At 71.6% G+C, this 17,657-nt stretch carries 18 protein-coding genes and 1 tRNA gene; 7 read left to right on the top strand and 12 right to left on the bottom strand.

Going from position 1 to position 17,657, the window contains the following annotated elements; genetic code table 11:
* Positions 1–10 precede the first annotated feature (10 nt).
* Positions 11–688, bottom strand: coding sequence for a hypothetical protein (locus AC07F3_RS23385; protein ID WP_479116412.1), 678 nt, complete (start codon positions 686–688; stop codon positions 11–13).
* Between the two features lie 47 nt (positions 689–735).
* Between AC07F3_RS23385 and AC07F3_RS23380 the strand changes: the two genes are divergently transcribed.
* Complete coding sequence (locus tag AC07F3_RS23380; protein ID WP_114041729.1) at positions 736–924, top strand: DUF5703 family protein; 189 nt, start codon at positions 736–738, stop codon at positions 922–924.
* Between the two features lie 88 nt (positions 925–1,012).
* On the opposite strand, the gene AC07F3_RS23375 is transcribed toward AC07F3_RS23380, so the two are convergent.
* From AC07F3_RS23375 to AC07F3_RS23365, 3 genes are all read right to left on the bottom strand, one after another.
* On the bottom strand, positions 1,013–1,834 hold the full coding sequence (locus AC07F3_RS23375; RefSeq protein ID WP_479116411.1) for a chaplin: 822 nt from the start codon (positions 1,832–1,834) through the stop codon (positions 1,013–1,015).
* A 139-nt stretch (positions 1,835–1,973) separates the two neighbouring features.
* Positions 1,974–2,207: a chaplin ChpH gene (gene chpH, locus AC07F3_RS23370; protein ID WP_114040110.1), complete on the bottom strand. Its 234-nt coding sequence runs from the start codon at positions 2,205–2,207 to the stop codon at positions 1,974–1,976.
* Positions 2,208–2,405: 198 nt separating this feature from the next.
* A complete protein-coding gene (locus tag AC07F3_RS23365) occupies positions 2,406–3,737 on the bottom strand; it encodes a M20/M25/M40 family metallo-hydrolase (RefSeq protein ID WP_388983057.1) in 1,332 nt (443 codons plus the stop codon).
* 187 nt (positions 3,738–3,924) lie between these two features.
* Between AC07F3_RS23365 and AC07F3_RS23360 the strand changes: the two genes are divergently transcribed.
* Positions 3,925–4,012 (top strand) — tRNA-Leu (locus AC07F3_RS23360).
* Between the two features lie 688 nt (positions 4,013–4,700).
* On the opposite strand, the gene AC07F3_RS23355 is transcribed toward AC07F3_RS23360, so the two are convergent.
* The 4 genes from AC07F3_RS23355 to AC07F3_RS23340 form a co-directional block, all read right to left on the bottom strand.
* Positions 4,701–5,534 (bottom strand): helix-turn-helix domain-containing protein, encoded by an 834-nt coding sequence (locus AC07F3_RS23355; RefSeq protein ID WP_479116410.1) that lies wholly within the window; start codon positions 5,532–5,534, stop codon positions 4,701–4,703.
* Complete coding sequence (locus AC07F3_RS23350) at positions 5,524–6,048, bottom strand: DUF6879 family protein (RefSeq protein WP_479116409.1); 525 nt, start codon at positions 6,046–6,048, stop codon at positions 5,524–5,526. The genes AC07F3_RS23355 and AC07F3_RS23350 overlap by 11 nt, the downstream gene beginning before the upstream one ends.
* On the bottom strand, positions 6,032–6,241 hold the full coding sequence (locus AC07F3_RS23345) for a hypothetical protein (RefSeq protein ID WP_479116408.1): 210 nt from the start codon (positions 6,239–6,241) through the stop codon (positions 6,032–6,034). Before AC07F3_RS23345 ends, AC07F3_RS23350 begins: the two co-directional genes overlap by 17 nt.
* A gap of 264 nt (positions 6,242–6,505) precedes the next feature.
* Entirely contained in the window at positions 6,506–8,032 is a 1,527-nt protein-coding gene (locus AC07F3_RS23340; protein WP_479116407.1) for a beta-ketoacyl-[acyl-carrier-protein] synthase family protein, read from the bottom strand.
* Positions 8,033–8,227: 195 nt separating this feature from the next.
* Between AC07F3_RS23340 and AC07F3_RS23335 the strand changes: the two genes are divergently transcribed.
* The 4 genes from AC07F3_RS23335 to AC07F3_RS23320 all read left to right on the top strand — a co-directional run bounded on the left by AC07F3_RS23335 (position 8,228) and on the right by AC07F3_RS23320 (position 11,361).
* Positions 8,228–9,178: a pseudouridine synthase gene (locus AC07F3_RS23335; protein ID WP_479116406.1), complete on the top strand. Its 951-nt coding sequence runs from the start codon at positions 8,228–8,230 to the stop codon at positions 9,176–9,178.
* A gap of 70 nt (positions 9,179–9,248) precedes the next feature.
* Positions 9,249–10,193 (top strand): aldo/keto reductase, encoded by a 945-nt coding sequence (locus AC07F3_RS23330; protein WP_479116405.1) that lies wholly within the window; start codon positions 9,249–9,251, stop codon positions 10,191–10,193.
* Positions 10,190–10,501, top strand: coding sequence for an L-rhamnose mutarotase (locus tag AC07F3_RS23325; protein WP_479116404.1), 312 nt, complete (start codon positions 10,190–10,192; stop codon positions 10,499–10,501). The genes AC07F3_RS23330 and AC07F3_RS23325 overlap by 4 nt, the downstream gene beginning before the upstream one ends.
* Positions 10,498–11,361, top strand: coding sequence for an amidohydrolase family protein (locus AC07F3_RS23320; protein ID WP_479116403.1), 864 nt, complete (start codon positions 10,498–10,500; stop codon positions 11,359–11,361). Before AC07F3_RS23325 ends, AC07F3_RS23320 begins: the two co-directional genes overlap by 4 nt.
* Positions 11,362–11,830: 469 nt before the next feature.
* Here the strand turns inward: AC07F3_RS23320 and AC07F3_RS23315 are convergent, their stop codons facing one another.
* From AC07F3_RS23315 to AC07F3_RS23300, 4 genes are read right to left on the bottom strand one after another with little or no spacing between them, the layout of a single operon-like run.
* Entirely contained in the window at positions 11,831–12,466 is a 636-nt protein-coding gene (locus tag AC07F3_RS23315; RefSeq protein ID WP_479116402.1) for an MBL fold metallo-hydrolase, read from the bottom strand.
* The gene (locus AC07F3_RS23310) at positions 12,466–13,551 is read right to left on the bottom strand and encodes an S-(hydroxymethyl)mycothiol dehydrogenase (protein ID WP_479116401.1); all 1,086 of its coding nucleotides are present in this window, start codon (positions 13,549–13,551) and stop codon (positions 12,466–12,468) included. The genes AC07F3_RS23315 and AC07F3_RS23310 overlap by 1 nt, the downstream gene beginning before the upstream one ends.
* A gap of 46 nt (positions 13,552–13,597) precedes the next feature.
* Positions 13,598–15,241, bottom strand: coding sequence for an amidohydrolase (locus AC07F3_RS23305; RefSeq protein WP_479116400.1), 1,644 nt, complete (start codon positions 15,239–15,241; stop codon positions 13,598–13,600).
* Between the two features lie 36 nt (positions 15,242–15,277).
* On the bottom strand, positions 15,278–16,825 hold the full coding sequence (locus AC07F3_RS23300; RefSeq protein WP_479116399.1) for an APC family permease: 1,548 nt from the start codon (positions 16,823–16,825) through the stop codon (positions 15,278–15,280).
* A 69-nt stretch (positions 16,826–16,894) separates the two neighbouring features.
* Here AC07F3_RS23300 and AC07F3_RS23295 point away from each other — a divergent pair, with 69 nt between their 5' ends.
* Positions 16,895–17,602 carry a TetR/AcrR family transcriptional regulator gene (locus AC07F3_RS23295; protein ID WP_479116398.1) on the top strand — a complete coding sequence of 236 codons (708 nt, stop codon included), beginning with the start codon at positions 16,895–16,897 and terminating at the stop codon, positions 17,600–17,602.
* The last annotated feature ends 55 nt before the right edge of the window (positions 17,603–17,657 follow it).

Raw genomic sequence — 17,657 nt, 5'->3', positions numbered from 1 at the left:
TGGGGCCGGGTCAGGGGGCCGGTCGCAGGTCGTCCTCGTCGTCGAGGCCGTCCTCCAGCTCCTCCTCGTCGAAGACGGCGCTCACGTCGAAACGGCACACCACGCGCTGCGGATCGGCGTGGTCGAAGGGCGTGCTCAGCCACTCGCCCGGCTCCGGGAGCTCGTCGGCGGCCGACACCCACAGCGTGGAGTCGCCCTCCTCCAGGCCGAACTCCTTGTGCCGGGAGGCGATTTCGTCCGGCTCGTACTCGCCGAAGAGGACGCCGAGCGCGGCGTGGACGCTGCTGCCGACGACCGGCGCCGTGCGCTCGCCCCCGTCCGCGTCGTCGGCCTCGGGATCGAGGTCGGTGATCCGCTGGGCCTGGGCCAGCAGGCGCTGGGGCTCGGCCACGGCGTAGTCGCGCCGGATGAGCACGCTGAGTGCGTTGGGTTCCTCGGGGCCCGCGTAGGGCGGGAGCGAGTCGTCGGCGCCGGGGATCTCGAAGGGGGTCACCTCGTCATAGCGGTCGTAGAGCCGCTCGTCGTACGCCTCGGCGGCCGCCGCGAGCGCGTTGAACGCCTCGTACACGCCGGGGTCGTCGTCCCCCGTGCGGCGTTCCACCGCATCGAGGTGACGGTCCAGCGCGGCTTTGACCGCCTCGGCGGCGGCACGTACCTCGGCAGCGGTGGGCTGCGCAGCATCAGACATAGTGCAGACGCTATCCGTACCGGGCCTCTGCCCGCACAATAGATGCGATGCCGGAATACGAATTTGTCGACGTGTACGTCCCCCGCGGGGTGTCCCGCAAGGAGGCGACACGCCTGCTGACCGACCATGCCGAGTACGGACACTGGGAGTTGGACCGACTGAGTCTGCACCGGGACGGCAGCCGCAGGGTGCGGCTGCGCCGACGGATCATCCGCCAGCTGCGGGCCACCTGGTGAGAGTGCCGACATGACGGAGCGGGCCCCGCAGGGGTGCGGGGCCCGCTCCGTCATGACCGCCGCGGGTGCGGCTGCGGGGGTGCTGCGACTACTGCGCGGCGCGGCTGCGGCGGTAGAGCACGGCTCCGCCGAGCACCAGACCGGCGGCGGCCGGGGCGGCGAAGCCCAGGCCCTCGGAGCCGGTGTGCGCCAGCGCGGCCCGGGCGGCGGGCCCGGTCACGCTCTGGGTGACCGGGGCATGCGCGGCGAGCTGGCCGGGCGCGGCAGGCTGAGCGGGCTTGGCCGGCTGGTGCGCGATCGGGCTGACCGGGTTCTGCGGGACCCCGGGGTGCCCGGGCTGCTGCGGGTGACCCGGCTGCTCAGGGGTGCAGGGCGGCTTGTGTCCACCCGGGTGGTGCGGGTTCCCGGGGTGCTCGGGGTGCCCCGGGTGGTGGGGCTGTCCCGGGTGCTGGGGGTGGCCCGGGTGCTGCGGGTGGCCCGGACGGCCGCTCTCGTCGTTGAGGCAGTCGTTGCCGAACACGGGGTTGCCCACTCCCACCACGTTCACGCTGTTCCCGCAGAGGTTCACGGGTACGTCGACGGGTGCCTGGATGGTGTTGCCGGAGCCCACACCCGGGGAGTTGCTGGTGTGGCCGGACGCCATCGCGCCGCCGCCCTGGTGGCCTCCGCCCTTGTTGGCACAGGTGTTGGCGAACGCCGGATTGAGCGCGCCGATCACGTTCACGGTGTTGCCGCAGGCGTTGACCGGCACGTGCACCGGGGCCTGCAACGCGTTGCCGGACAGCACGCCCGGCGAGTTCGTGGCGCCGCCCTGGGCACCGGAGTCGGCGTGCGCGGCGCCGCCGCCCATGGCGATGACGCCGGTCGCGGCCGCCATGGTGATCAATCCCTTGCGGGTGACCTGTCGCATAGATTCGTTCCCTGCCTTCTGCCTTCCGGAAAGCCCGGATGCGCCGTTGCGCCCGGGCTGAAATGCCGGGCGGCCCCGGAGTGCATGGCGCGCACTCCGGGGCCGCCCGGCTCAGACCCTCACGGGTTGAGGCACAACGTCACTTGTTGATGCAGGTGTTGCCGAAGGCGGGGTTCAGCAGCCCGATCACGGAGACCGTGTTGCCGCACACGTTCACCGGCACGTGTACGGGAACCTGGATGACATTGCCGGACGCGACACCCGGGGAGTGCACTGCGGCACCCTGGGCACCGGCGTCGGCCACAGCCAGGCCCGCACCCGCGAGAACCAGACCACCAGTGACAGCCGCAGCAGCGACGACCTTCTTGATCATTACTTCCTCCTTGTTGGCAAATGTGCGATCCCAGCCGCGGACCGCACACCCTGTAACGAGGCGGAAGTTATGGGGCTACGAGCATATGAGTGCATTCACTCTTTTCAGTCGGATACGTACGTTCAAACGATTAGTGGAGTGTCGTTTCAGCACGTAACCGGTGCCAGGGGCCCCTTGAGGGACCCCTGGGGCGTGAGGTCAGGAGGCGTCGATGAACCGGTCGAGGACCCGTACGCCGAACTTCAGGCCGTCGACCGGGACCCGCTCGTCCACGCCGTGGAACATCCCGGCGAAGTCCAGCTCCGGCGGCAGCTTCAGCGGCGCGAATCCGAAGCCGCGGATGCCGAGGTCGTCGAAGGACTTGGCGTCGGTGCCCGCCGAGAGCATGTACGGCACGGCGCGGGCGATCGGGTCCTCGGCCTGGAGCGCGGTCTGCATGGCGTCGACCAGGGCGCCGTCGAACGTGGTCTCCAGCGCCTTGTCCGCGTGGACGTCCTCGCGCCTGACCCGCGGCCCCAGGATCCGGTCGAGGTCGGCGAGGAACTCCTCCTCGTACCCCGGCAGGAAGCGCCCGTCGACGTGCGCGGTCGCCTGCCCGGGGATGACGTTGACCTTGTAACCGGCGCCCAGCTGCGTCGGGTTGGCGGTGTTCTGGAGCGAGGCGCCGATGAGCTTGGCGATGCCGCCGAGCTTGGCGAGCGTCTCGTCCATGTTCTCCGGGTCGAGCTCGGTGCCGAGCGCGTCCGAGAGCTCGTCGAGGAAGTGTCGCAGCGTCTTGGTCACGCGCACCGGGAACTTGTGACGGCCCAGCCGCGCCACGGCCTCGGACAGCTCCGTGATGGCGTTGTCCTTGTGGATCATCGAGCCGTGCCCGGCGGTGCCGTCCACGGTCAGCTTCATCCAGTGCATGCCCTTCTGGGCCGTCTCCACCAGGTAGAGCCGCAGCTTCTCGTTGACCGTGAACGAGAACCCGCCGACCTCGCTGATGGCCTCGGTGACGCCCTCGAACAGCTCGGGGTGCTTGTCCACGAGGAAGCGCGCCCCGTACGTGCCGCCCGCCTCCTCGTCCGCGAGGAAGGCCAGGACGATGTCCCGCGGGGGCTTGCGGCCGCTCCTCAGCCGGTCCCGTACGACCGCGAGGGTCATGGCGTCCATGTCCTTCATGTCGACCGCGCCGCGGCCCCACACGCAGCCGTCGGCGATCTCGCCCGCGAAGGGGTCGTGGGTCCAGTCGTCGGCGTTGGCCGGGACGACGTCGGTGTGGCCGTGGATGAGCAGCGCGGGCCGCGACGGGTCCTCGCCCGCGATCCGGGCCACCGTGGAGGCGCGGCCCTTGTGCGACTCGAAGATCTTGGGCTCCAGGCCGACCTCGGCGAGCTTCTCCGCGACGTACTCCGCGGCCGCACGCTCACCGGGGCCGGAGTGGTCGCCGTAGTTGCTGGTGTCGATCCTGATCAGATCGCGACAGAGGTCGACGACCTCGTCCTCACCGGTCACGCCGCCGGTCCGGGTCGTGCTCGACTCGCTCACGCTGCTTCCTCCCGCTGTCGCTCCGTGTGGTCCGCCCCCATCCTCCCCCCGCTCCCCCTCGCCGCCCAAGGGCGGCCTCCCGTCGACATCCCGTGTTCACGCAGGCCAGGGGGGTGATGGAGCACCCCCGGATGTTTGCTATTGTTTTCCACGTCGGAACGGGCACGGCCCGCGAGACAGACACCTTGTCCGGGTGGCGGAATGGCAGACGCGCTAGCTTGAGGTGCTAGTGCCCTTTATCGGGCGTGGGGGTTCAAGTCCCCCCTCGGACACCAGCTGAGACCCCAGTTCACCTGGGGTCTTTTGCTTTTCCGGGCGACGGCGTGACCAGCGGCCCAGCGAATCGGCCGGTCGGACCGGGAATGACAGGCCCAGTCGGCCCGCACCGGAGGCGGCGAGCTTCCGCGCCGCCCGGCACGTGGTGCCGGATGTTCGCGGAGACCGCGACACTCAGGGCAAGCCGGTGCGGGGCAGCCATCGACTCGTCCTCAACTCCTCGGGCGTATGCGTGGCGGGCTCGCTCATGGCTGACCCGGGTGGCCGAGGCCGCAACCGCGCCGTCTGCGTCGCCCCGGCCCCCATACCGTTCAGGGCTTCCCTGGGCGCGTCCGTGGCATTCTGGGCGCGGCCCCAGGCATCGCGCCATTCCTGCATCTCCATCATCGCCCCCGCTTCGCGTGGGGGTGATTCCGCACCTCTGCCGCAGCGTCGTACGCCGCACTCCACTTCTTGGCCGCCTTGGCCTCCCCCAGCTCCCGCACGAGGGCCGCGCAAACCCCGCAACCGTCGGCCGGAGCGCAGTCATACAGGTAGGCCTCCACCGCCCCGGCCAACTCCACCGGTGGCCGCGGGTATTTCAACAGATTAGTCATGGCTTTCCCCTCGTCGGCTTTTTTCGTCCCTGACGAGTGTCCGCCTGGTGCCGCCTCTTCCCCACCTTTATTGGCGTTGCGGGGTAGATGATCACGCGCGGCATTCTGCGGCCCACCGACCGAACAAGGCTCTGGCTTCGTCGCCGAACAATGCGTGGCACTCGTACACGCGGAAAACTTCGAGGTGTTCCGCGATATCCCTGGCGTCCTGGAAAACGATTCGGCCGGTGAATGTCTCGACGGTCGCCAGCCGCTGGTCGTAGACGGTGAAGGTGTTCATGGGCCCACGCCCCACAACTGTCCCTGTAGGGATGACCCCGATACGCACGTTGGGCAGGTGGGAAATTGAGGCGAGCCGATCCATCTGGACGGCCATTGCTGCAGGCGGGACAACGGCCCACCTGACAGCTTGTTCTGTCAGCAGGAACGTGAAATGTTTCGTGCTGTCGTAGAGAACTGCTTGCCGTTCCAGCTTCCTCGCGACCGTCTTGGTTGTGTCCACTGGGGAGTTGCTGAGGCTGGCCCTGATGTACTCAGGTGTGGCGAGGAGTCCCGTCACCATCGCAGGCAGGAAGTAGCGCAGCGCCGAAGCTTCCCCTTCAAGACCGGCCAGCTCGGCTTGCCGCTTCTCCAGCCCTCTTCGCCACGACGCCCGCTTACCTTGCCACTCCGTATTGGCCAGCCGCGCCAGGGCGGTGACTTCGGCCAAGAGTTCGGGAGGCGCATCGAGGGCACTGAGAATCAACTCGACGTCGACAAGACCAGGAGTGACTCGACCCGTCTCGATATTGCTCAGCTTGGTCTGAGAAACATTGCAGCGCCGAGCGAGCCAGACCTGAGTACGCCCGGCTCGCCTTCGCATGCTGCGGAGTGTTTCCGCCAGGTCAGCTTTCGACTGGCCCAGCTGGTCGGGGTCAAGCGTCAAGGCCCCTCACGTACTCCTCGAAAGGTACTGCGTGCTCCAGGGCGACCCGCTTCCACTCCCGATAGGGGGCCGGGTCGCCTTCGTAGGCTTCACGATTTATCTGAGTTCCGTCCGGGCGGAAGTTCAGGTGAACGACGCGGGAATCGTCGAACATCCACCAGTCTCGGCCTGAGAGCGGCAACCCGAGATCCTCACGTGTCACATCCAAGATGCGAATGTCCTCCCCAGCGGAAATGTTTCCGGGGATACCCCAGGCAAATTGATACAGCTGGTAGTCGGTGAGCGGCTGACGCACGATGCGGACCCGTCCGATGTGCCTGCCGGATTCGATGTACCCGCGCACTCGTTCGTGCCAGCGGGCATTGTGGCCGGTGGGCTTGTCCTCACCGTGCAGGAAGCGGGCTACGTTCTCCTGCTCCTTCGGCATCGTGTACGTGGGCTGCGCCTCGAACCGCCACGCTTCGCGCTCGAAGGCATCGAAGAAGCGGCGCCAGTCGTCACCATCCAAGAGCACGGACAGCCTCCCTCAGGATGTGCTCCGGGATTTCCACCAGCCCCTCGCCCGAGGGCGGGGTGAAGGCATCGGACACGTCGCCCTGGACGACGATCGAACCGCGCTCGGTCCGGTAGACGTTCGGACAATCGTCGTCGTCACAGTTGGGCCCGCCGACGCTGCCGGTAAGGCGGGTCAGTTCCTCACGCGCCATGATGCCCCTCCTGGCGCGCAGGGGCGTTCCCTGCCGCCAGGAGGACGGTAGGCCGGCCCCGCGTGCCAGGTCCATGGCACTTCGCCACTATTCGCGTTGTCGGGTAGACGATCTTGAGCACCTCGACCCGTCCGACCAGTCACGCGCGCGTGAGGGTCGGCTACGGAATCAACAGCGGCCCGAACCAGTCGGAACGCATGGCCAACAGGCGCATCAACTCCCATGCGTGTCAGCCGTGTTCATGTAAGGCAGTTGGCCAACGGGTCAGACGCGGCGGAAGGCCAGGACCGCGTTGTGGCCGCCGAAGCCGAAGGAATTGCTCAGGACCACGTCGCCGCACGGGGGCAGGGCGCGCGGGGTGCCGCGGACTATGTCCAGGCCCAGGCCCTTCTCGGGGTGGTCGCAGCCGACGGTCGGGGGGATCAGGCCGTCGCGCAGGGTGAGGACCGCGGCGATGGCCTCCACCGCGCCCGCGCCGCCCTGGAGGTGGCCCAGGGCGCCCTTGTTGGCGGTGACCGGGATGTCGCGGGTCTGGCTGCCGAACAGCCGGCACAGCGCGAGGGCCTCGGTGCGGTCGCCGTCGACAGTGGCCGTGGCGTGCGCGTTGATGTGGGCGACGTCCCCGGCGGTGGCCCCGGCGTCGGCGAGGGCGGAGCGCAGCGCGGCCTCGACGCCTCGGCCGTGCGGCTCCGGAGCCGCCATGTGGAAGGCGTCCGCCGACAGGCCCCAGCCGGCCGCCTCGCAGTAGACGCGGGCGCCGCGGGCCCGGGCGTGCTCCTCGTCCTCCAGGATCAGGACGCCCGCGCCCTCGCCCAGGACGAATCCGTCGCGCGCCTCGTCGAACGGCCTGGACGCCCGGGCCGGCTGGTCGTTGCGCGTCGAGACCGCCCGCATCGCGGCGAACGCGGCGAGGATCTCCGGGGTGATCACGGCCTCGGTGCCGCCCGCGACCACGAGGTCGACCCGTCCGGCGCGGATGGCGTCGATCGCCTGCCCGATCGCCTCCGTACCGGACGCGCACGCGGACACGAAGGTCCGTGCCTCGCCCCGGATGTCGAGGTCCTTGGAGATCTGGGCGGCCGAGGCGGAGGGCACGATCATGGGCGTGGTGTACGGGGAGACCGCCCTCGGGCCGCGTTCGTCGAGGACGAGCCTGCTCTCGACCATCACGGGTGCGCCGCCGATGATCGTGCCCATCGACACCCCGGCGCGGTCCGGGCGCAGGCCGGCGGCCACGGTGCCGGAGGGGTCGAGTCCGGCGTCGCCCCAGGCCTCGCGTGCGGCGAGCAGCGCGAACTGGGCGGAACGGTTCATCCGCCGCACCACCGGCCTCGGCAGCAGTGCGGCGGGGTCCACGGCGGCCCGGGCCGCGAGCCGTACGGGCAGGCCGTCGAAGCCCGGGCCGGTGACGGCCGTGACGCCGCAGCGCCCTTCGAGCAGGCCGTGCCACAGCCCCGGCACGTCGCCGCCGAGCGGGCTGACGGCGCCGAGGCCGGTCACCACGACCCGGCGCCGCCGGGGCACCGTCCACTGTTCGGGGTCCGGCAGATCGGCGGGGTCCACCCGCGTGGTGCGGACGACCTGGCGTTCGTAGCGCGGGAGCATGCGCTCCAGGTCCGGGCCGCCGGTCAAGGGGCGCAGGTACAGCCTGGTCCTCGTCTCGGTCGCGGGCGCGGTGCGCACCACGACGAGCCAGGGGCCGTCCGGGTCCGTCGCGATGACGTCCCCGGGCACCAGCTCGCTCGTGGTGAGCAGCCAGCACTTGCCGCCCATGACCGACTCTTCACTCATCGTTCCCTTTACCTCATTCACGGCGAAACCAGGATGTTCCGGGCACTCTCCCCTCTGGCAGCATGCCTCTCCGCCGGGCAGAAAGCAGGCCAGGAGAGCCTCCGCCCGGGTCTCGCCGTAGGCCGCGGAGAAGGTTCGCCTTCCTGACCTGGGGTTCTGTTGCCCCTGCGGGGTCCGGTGGGGTTCTCTGGTGCCGTGACCCGCAGATCAAGGACCCCGGCCGCCCCGCTCGCGCAGCGCGACGGCATCGATCCGGTACGTGTACGCCTGCCCGCCGATCCGGAGGGCACCTGGGCGACGGTCGGTGATCATCTGGTCGGCCGGTTCGCGGGCGCGGTCGGCGCCGGGCGGGTCGCCGCGATGCTGCGCGACGGGCGGTTCGTCGGGACGGACGGTCCGCTGAGCGGGGCGGAGGCGTACCGGCCCGGGATGTACGTGTGGTTCCACCGGGATTTCGCGCCGGAGGTGCCGGTGCCGTTCGAGGTGGGCGTCATCCATCGGGACGAGCGCATCGTGATCGCGGACAAGCCGCACTTCCTGGCCACCACGCCGCGGGGACGGCACATCACCGAGACGGCGGTGGCCCGGCTGCGGCGCGACCTCGGTCTGCCCGCGCTCCAGCCCGCCCACCGGCTCGACCGGCTGACGGCGGGTCTCGCCCTGTTCGTCGTACGCCCGCAGGACCGGGGCGCGTACCAGAGCCTGTTCAGCGGGCGCCGGGTCTGCAAGGAATACGAGGCGGTGGCGGCGTACGACCCCGAGGTGGCCCTGCCCGTGACCGTGCGGAGCCGGATCGTGAAGGAACGCGGGGTCATCGCCGCCCGCGAGGAGGCGGGCGAGCCCAACGCCGAGAGCCGGATCGAGCTGGTGGAGCGGCGCGGCGGGCTCGGCCGCTACCGCCTGCTGCCCGCGACCGGCCGCACCCACCAGCTCCGGGTCCACATGCACGGGCTCGGTCTGCCGATCCTCAACGATCCGGTGTACCCGGTGGTCCTGCCGGAGCCCGCGCCGGACGACTTCGGCGCACCGCTGCAACTCCTCGCCAGGGTCCTGGAGTTCACCGATCCGGTGGACGGGCGGCCCCTGAGGTTTGAGAGCCGGCTCCGGCTGGAGAGGTGGCCGGGCAGCGAGACATCGGACCAATGAGGCCTCGCTGTACGGAAATTGGGGCCTCGGGGGTGCCTGAACCCCGTAGAGGTCTGATAAATATGCGGGCATGCGTGCTACCTCGCTGGGTGCGGGCCCCTGCCGGGTGACCGCCCTGTCCCTGGGCGGCGCCGCCCTCGGCAACCTCTTCTCGCCGCTGACCGACGAGACGGCCCAGGATGCGGTGGACGCCGCCTGGGACGCGGGCATCCGCTACTTCGACACCGCCCCGCACTACGGACTCGGCCTCTCCGAACGCCGGATGGGGGCGGCGCTGCGGGGCCGCCCGCGCGACGCGTACACGCTCTCCACGAAGGTCGGCAGGATCCTGGAGCCCCACGAGGGCGGCGGGGACGATCTCGCGGCGGGCTTCGCCGTGCCCGCCACCCATCGGCGGCGCTGGGACTTCAGCGCGGACGGGGTGCGCCGCAGCCTGGAGGCCAGTCTGGAACGGCTCGGGCTCGACCGGATCGACCTCGTCTATCTGCACGACCCCGACGACCACGGCGATCAGGCGCTCCGCGAGGCGTACCCGGCCCTGGAACGGCTGCGCGCGGAGGGCGTCGTACGGGCCATCGGCGCCGGGATGAACCGGACCGGGCTTCTGGTCCGGTTCCTGCGCGAGACGGACGTCGACACCGTGCTCTGCGCCGGGCGGTACTCGCTCCTCGACCAGCGCGCCGCCCGCGAACTCCTCCCGGAGGCCGCCGCCCGCGGCAAGCGCGTGGTGGTCGGCGGGGTCTTCAACTCCGGGCTGCTCGCCGATCCGCGCCCCGGCGCGACGTACGACTACGCCACCGCTCCCCCGGAGCTCGTCGAACGGGCCCTGAAGATCAAGGCAGTCTGCGCGGGCCACGGCGTCCCCCTGCGGGCCGCGGCCCTCGCCTTCCCCCTGCGCCACCCGGCGGTGGCGAGTGTGCTGGTGGGGGCGCGCTCGGCGGCCGAAGTCGCCGACACCGCCGCCATGTTCACGATGCCCGTACCGGACGCGCTCTGGGAGGAGCTGGGCCTATGAGGGTCGCGCTGCACACCCGGGTCCGGCCCGACCGGATCGAGGAGTACGAGTCCGCCCACCGCGAGGTGCCTCCGGAGCTCACGGCCGCCATCTCCGCCGCCGGGGCCACGTCCTGGACCATCTGGCGCAGCGGCACCGAGCTGTTCCATGTGATCGAATGCGCGGATTACGCACGTCTGCTGAGCGAGTTGGCGACCCTGCCGGTGAATGTCGCTTGGCAGGAGCGGATGGGCGAGCTGCTCGATGTCGCGCACGACTACGGGAGCGACGGCGCGGGGGCGGGGCTTCCGGTGGTGTGGGAGCTGTGAGCGGGGCGGGCTGCGTCGACGCCCATCATCATGTGTGGGATCTGGGCGTCCGCGACCAGGACTGGATCGCCGGGCCCGAACTCGCCCTGCTGCGGCGGGACTTCACCCTCGACGATCTTCGGGGCGAGGCCGCGGCCGCCGGGGTCACGGCGACGGTGGTGGTCCAGACGGTGACCGTGGCCGAGGAGACCCCGGAGCTGCTGGCCCTCGCGGACGGCAGCGACCTGGTGGCCGGGGTGGTCGGCTGGACCGACCTCACCGCGCCCGGCGTCGCCGACGACCTGGCCCGGCTGCGTCGGCTGCCCGGGGGCGGGCGGCTGGTGGGCGTCCGGCACCAGGTGCAGTCCGAGAAGGACCCGGACTGGCTGGCGCGCGGTGACGTGCGGCGGGGCCTGGAGGCGGTCGCGGGCGCGGGGCTCGTGTACGACCTGGTGGTCCGCGCGGACCAGCTGCCCGCATGCGTCGCGGCGGCGGCCCGGCATCCCGGACTCACCTTCGTACTGGACCACTTGGGCAAGCCGCCCATCGCCTCGGGCGCCCTGGAGCCCTGGGCCTCGGACGTGCGCGCCCTGGCGGCGCTGCCGAACACGGTGTGCAAGCTGTCGGGGCTTGTGACGGAGGCGGACTGGGCGGCCTGGACCGTGGCGGACCTCCGGCCGTACGCGGAGGTGGCGCTCGACGCGTTCGGGGCGGGGCGGGTGATGTGGGGCTCGGACTGGCCGGTGTGTGGGCTGGCGGCGTCGTACGGGGGTGTGGTGGGGGTGGCTCGGGAGCTGGTCGCGGGGTTGAGTGCGGGTGAGCGGGGGGCTGTGTCCGGGGGAACGGCGCGGGCCGTGTACGCCTTGCCGCCCGCGGCGTAACTCCCCCACCTCGCCCCTTCCCGAGCCCCTTCAGCACCAGTACCGCCAGGAACGCGGGGAACTGCGCGACCAGTCACCTGCGGCCCGCGGATGGACGGGGGGTTAGGGGCCCGGGGAACTGCGCGACCAGCCACCTGCGGCCCGCGGATGGACGGGGGGTTAGGGGCGCGGGGAACTGCGCGACCAGCCGTCCACGGCCCGCGGATGGACGGGGGGGGTTAGGGGCGCGGGGAACTGCGCGACCAGCCACCTCCGGCCCGCGGATGGACGGGGGTTAGGGGCGCGGGGAACTGCGCGACCAGCCACCTGCGACCCGCGGATGGACGGGGGGCTAGGGGCGCGGGGAACTGCGCGACCAGCCACCTGCGGTCCGCAGATCGACCAGGATTGAGGGGCGCGGGGAACTGCGCGACCGGCCCCCGTCGCCGCAGGGCGCGAAGGCGGGCGGGGCCGGGCGCGGGGCCGGGGGTCAGTGGCCCCGGGTGAGCCACTCCTCCAGGTGCGGGGCCTCCGCCCCGATCGTCGTGCCGTCCCCGTGCCCCGTACGGACCGTCGTTTCGGGCGGCAGGGACAGCAGGCGGCCCTGGATCGAGTCGATGATCGTCGGGAAGTCCGAGAACGAGCGGCCCGTCGCGCCGGGGCCGCCGGCGAACAGGGTGTCGCCGGTGAAGACCGTGCCCAGCGCCGGGGCGTACAGGCAGACCGCGCCCGGGGCGTGGCCCGGGGTGTGGAGCACCTTCAGGGCCACGTCGGCGATCAACAGGCTCTCCCCGTCCGACAGTTCGCCGTCCGGCAGGCGCGCGGGGTGGGTCTGCTTCCAGAGCGGGAGGTCGGCGGGGTGCAGCAGGATCGGTGCGCCCGTCGTGTCCGCCAGGGCGGGGGCCGCGTCGATGTGGTCGTTGTGCGCGTGCGTGCAGAGGATCGCCTTGAGCCTGCGCCCGCCCAGCGCCGCCAGGATCGCCTCCGCGTCGTGGGCCGCGTCGACGACCACGGCCTCCTCGTCGTCGCCGACGATCCACACGTTGTTGTCGACGTCCCAGGTGCCGCCGTCCAGAGAGAACGTGCCGGACGTGACCAGATGATCGATACGTGCGCGAACGGACATCAGAACTCCACCACCGAGCGCAGCACATCGCCTTCGTGCATCCGCTCGAAGGCCTTCTCCACCTCGTCCAGCGCGATCGTCTCGGTGACGAACGCCCCGAGGTCGATCCGCCCCTGCTGGTGCAGGTCGATCAGCATCGGGAAGTCGCGCGAGGGCAGGCAGTCTCCGTACCAGGAGGACTTCAGGGCGCCGCCGCGGCCGAAGACGTCGAGCAGCGGCAGCTCCAGCGTCATCTCGGGGGTCGGCACCCCGACCAGGACGACCGTGCCCGCCAGATCGCGGGCGTAGAACGCCTGCTTGTACGTCTCGGGGTGGCCGACCGCCTCGATGACGACGTCCGCCCCGTTGCCGCCCGTCAGCTCCCGGATCGCCTCGACGGCGTCCCGCGTACGGGAGTTGACCGTGTGCGTGGCGCCCATCGTCTGGGCCGTCGCGAGCTTGCGGTCGTCGATGTCGACGGCGATGATCCTGGCCGCGCCCGCGAGCCGGGCCCCGACGATCGCCGCGTCGCCGACGCCGCCGCAGCCGATGACGGCGACCGAGTCGCCCCGGCAGACGTTGCCGGTGTTGATGGCCGCGCCGATGCCCGCCATGACCCCGCAGCCGAGCAGGCCCGCCACCGCCGGGGAGACGGCGGGGTCGACCTTGGTGCACTGGCCCGCCGCGACCAGGGTCTTCTCGGCGAACGCGCCGATGCCGAGCGCGGGCGAGAGCTCGGTACCGTCGAGCAGGGTCATCTTCTGCCGGGCGTTGTGGGTGTTGAAGCAGTACTGCGGGCGGCCGCGCAGACAGGCGCGGCAACCACCGCACACCGCCCGCCAGTTGAGGATCACGAAGTCGCCGGGAGCGACGTCGGTGACGCCGTCGCCCACCGACTCCACGATGCCGGACGCCTCGTGGCCGAGCAGGAACGGGAAGTCGTCGTTGATGCCGCCCTGCTTGTAGTGCAGGTCGGTGTGGCAGACGCCGCAGGCCTGGATCCTCACCACCGCCTCGCCGGGGCCCGGGTCCGGCACCACGATGGTCTCGACCCGCACGGGCTGGTTCTTCCCCGGTGCGATGACCCCTTGGACCTGCTGCGACATGCCGCCACTCCCTGTTCCGTGCCGTCGGGTGTATCAGGGATACACCCTATGAGGTGGCCTCGTGCACCCGCTCGCCGCCGACGTAGGTCGCGAGCACCCGGGTCGCGCCGATCTCCTGGGGCGGCCCGGCGTACGGGTCGCGGTCGAGCACCGCCAGGTCGGCGAGGGCGCCCGCGCGGATCGAGCCCGTGTCGTCGAGGTGGTTCACGTACGCGGTCCCCGCGGTGTACGCGGCGAACGCGGCGGTCAGGGTGATGCGCTGCTCGGGCAGGAACACCGGGCCCTGCTCGCCGGGCGCGATCCGGTTCACCGCCGTGTGGATGCCCTCCATCGGGTCGGGGCTGCTGACCGGCCAGTCGGAGCCCGCCGCCACGGTCGCCCCGGAGTGGAGCAGCGCCGCGAACGGATACTGCCATCCGGCCCGTTCCGCGCCGAGGAAGGGGATGGTCAGCTCGTCCATCTGGGGTTCGTGCGAGGCCCACAGGGGCTGGATGTTGGCGGTCGCGCCGAGCTCGCGGAAGCGGCCGATGTCGTCGGGGTGCACGATCTGGAGGTGGGCGAGGTGCGGGCGGGTGTCGCTCCACCCGTTGGCCTCGCGGGCCGCCCCTACCGCGTCGAGCGCCTCGCGCACGGCCCGGTCGCCGAGCGCGTGGAAGTGGGCCTGGAAGCCGAGTGCGTCCAGCCGCGTGACGTACGAGCGAAGGTCGGCGGGGTCGACGAAGCTGGTGCCGGTGTTGGCGGTGGCGCAGCCGCAGGCGTCGAGGTAGGGACCGAGCAGGGCCGCGGTGCCTGTCTCGGCGACCCCGTCCAGCATGATCTTCACCGATCCGGCCCGGAACCGGCCGTGGCTCAACTCCCGCCTCCGCTCGACGAGTTCGGGGATCTGCTCGGAGCCGCGCTCGCGGTCCCACCACAGGGCGCCGACCACCCGGGCGGTGAGCGAGCCGTCGCGGGCGGCGCTCACATAGGCGTCCGCGGGGTCGTCCATGGAGCCGAAGCGGCCCACGATCGCGTCCTGCCAGGCGGTGATCCCGTACGCGTGGAGGTGGGCCTGGGCGCGCAGCAGGGCCGCGCGCCGTTCGGCGGGGGTGGAGCGCGGGGTGAACCGGCCGACCAGGTCCATGGCCCCCTCCTGGAGCAGCCCGGTGGGCTCGCCGGACGCGTCGCGCTCGATGCGGCCGTCGGCGGGGTCGGGGGTGTCCCGGGTGATGTGGGCGAGCGTGAGGGCGAGGGTGTTGACCCAGGCTCCGTGGTGGTCCCGGTTGGGGAGGTAGACGGGGCGGTCGGGCACGACGCGGTCGAGGAGGTCGCGGGTGGGGCTGCCGCCCTCGAAGGCTTCCATGGACCAGCCCCCGCCGGTGATCCACTCCTGGTCGGGGTGGGCGTCGGCGTAGGCCCGGACGGCCGCCAGGGTGTCGGCCGCCGTGCGCAGGCCGGTGAGGTCGCAGCGCGCCAGCTCTATGCCCGCCGACACCGGGTGCACGTGGGCGTCCTGGAAGCCGGGGATCAGCAGCTTGCCCGCGAGGTCGACGACGTCGGTCTTCGGGCCGATCAGTTCGCGCACCTCGTCGTGGCCGACGGCGGTGATCCGGTCCCCGGTGACGGCCACCGTGGTGGCGCGGGAGCGGGCGGCGTCCAGGGTGAGGACCGGACCGCCGGTGAAGACGAGGTCGGCGGGGGTGTGGCGCATGCGCGGATCCATTCTGTGCGGAGGTGTGCGGAGGGTTCAGACGGTTTCGGGGGACGCGCCCAGCGGCGGCGGTTCGCCCTCCATGGTCGAGCGGCCCGTGACGAAGTACGGTGATTTTCTTACCCACTTGGCCCAGGCGGCCGCGACCACCCCGCTCAGCAGCATCGCCGCGGGGCACAGGAGCATGAACCACCCGTTGTCGGGGCTGACTTCGAAGTGGTCGGCGGAGGTGTAGAAGGTCCAGCCGAGGTAGCCGCCGAGGCCGAGCAGGAACAGGGCGCTGAGGACCGGGATGACCACGGCGCGCAGCGCCTCGCCCGCGCTCTCCCTCAGGGCGCCGCGGAAACGGCTCGCCGCGGCCAGGGCGGTCAGCGCGTAGTAGAGGGACACCACGATCCCGATGGCGTTGACGGAGGCCAGGATCAGGTCGCCGATCTTGGGGATGAGCAGCGAGAGGACGGCGATGGCCGCCGCCACGCAGCCGATGGCGACGGTGCCCGCCGCCGGGGTCCCGTACCGGGGGCTGACCTTGAGCCACAGCGGGCCCAGCGTGCGGTCGCGGCTCATCGCGAACATGCCGCGCACGGTGGGGATGACGCCGGACTGGAGCGAGGCGACGGCCGAGAAGGTCAGGGCGACCAGGGGAAGGGCGGCGAGCGGCTGACTGGCGAGCCGGTCGCCGAAGAAGGTGAGGCCCTGGGCGCCGTGGCCCACCAACTCGTCGGCGGAGAGCACCCGTTGGAAGGAGAAAGAACCGAGGAGGAACAGGCCGAGCATGGTGAACAGGGTGATGAGTCCGGCCTTGGAGGCGTCCTGCGGGTCGCGGACCTCCTCGTTCACGCTGAAGGTCGACTCGAAGCCCCAGTAGCAGAAGACGGAGAGCAGCAGCCCCTGGGCGAGTGCCTGACCGGAGGGGATGGTGAAGGGGTTGAGCCAGTCGAGGCTGAAGGGGTGCGGGCCCTTGAGCAGGCCGTAGCCGCAGAAGCCGAGCAGCACGGCGTACTCGAAGACCAGGAGCCACTTCTGCAGGGTGGCGGCCGAGCGGGTGCCGACGACCGCGGTGAAGGTGACGGCGACCAGGATCACGATGCCGAGGGCGGTGGACTGGGCGGTGGAGTCGGGGTCCAGGCGCACCCCGCCGACCTCGTGCAGGCCGCTCTCGCCCGCGAGCTGGATGAGGGCGGAGCCGGTGACGGCGGTGGTGTAGGAGAGGAAGACGACCGTCGAGACGATGCCGATCCAGCCGGTGAGGAAGCCCAGCCAGGGGCTGAGCGAGCGGCCCACCCACACATAGCCGCTGCCCATGTTGGGCTCGACCTTGTTGAGCCGCGTGTAGGCGCTGGCGATGCCGAGGATCGGCACGAACGCCAGCAGCATGACGATCGGGAGGTGCAGGCCCACCGCGCCGGCCGTGACACCGAGTCCGATGCCGATGCTGGTGGTGGCCGCCGTGGAGGAGGCGGCTATCGCGACGCCGTCGAGGACGCCGAGGCTCTTGCGCAGAACGGGCGGGTCACTGCCGTAGGGAGTGCGCACGGACGCTCCTTCGCCGAGGGGCGCTCGTCGGCCCCGATGGCGGCACATCGAACTCGCCGCCGGACTATTGCGTCAACGCTGTTGTCATAACGGTCGCCGGTTCGTAGGGTGCGGCGCATGAGCGAGCGAGTCGTGGCGGACGGGGAGCGGCGCCGCCGTCGGCCCACCAAGCGGGGCACGGTGCTGTCCGAGGAACTGATCGTCGAGACGGCGCTGCGGCTGATCGGCGAGCACGGGGCGGCCGCGCTGACCGTGCGCCGGCTGGGCACGGCCCTGGGCGCGGATCCGAGCGCGCTCTACCGGTACTTCCACGACACCGACGACCTGCTGCTCGCGGTGGCCGACGAGCTCATCGGGCGCACCCTGCGCTCCTGGCGGCCGACCGGCGAGTGGCGGGCCGACCTGCGCTCGCTCGGCCTGCGCATCCACGCCGACTACCAGGCCCATCCGCAGGCGGCGCTGCTGACCTGCACCCGGGTGACCGGGCGGGTCAACGAGATGCGGTCGGTGGAGACGATCCTCGGGATCCTGCGCGGGGCCGGGTTCCCGGACGCGGAGGCGGTGCGGATCTACCACGTCTTCGTCGACCAGGCCCTGTCGTTCGCGGCGCTCGACGCGGCCGTGCTCACCCTGCCGACGCGGTCCCGGACCCAGGAGGAGCGGGCCTGGCGGGAGAAGTACGCGCGGCTTCCGGCCCGCTCCCATCCGCACGTGGCGGCGACCGCGCCGACGCTGGTGGCGGAGATGGGCCGCAGCGCCTATCCGGCGGCCCTGGAGATGATGCTCGCCGCGGCCGCGGCCCGGCTGCGGCACGTGCGTGCCTGAGGCCTGCCGCAGGCACGCGAAGAGGGCGGCACCCCGGCGAACCGGGGTGCCGCCC

This window comes from Streptomyces sp. NPDC045846 (assembly GCF_056431605.1).
Note: the sequence above shows the minus strand (reverse complement) of the source record. Positions and strands in the feature narration are given on the sequence as shown.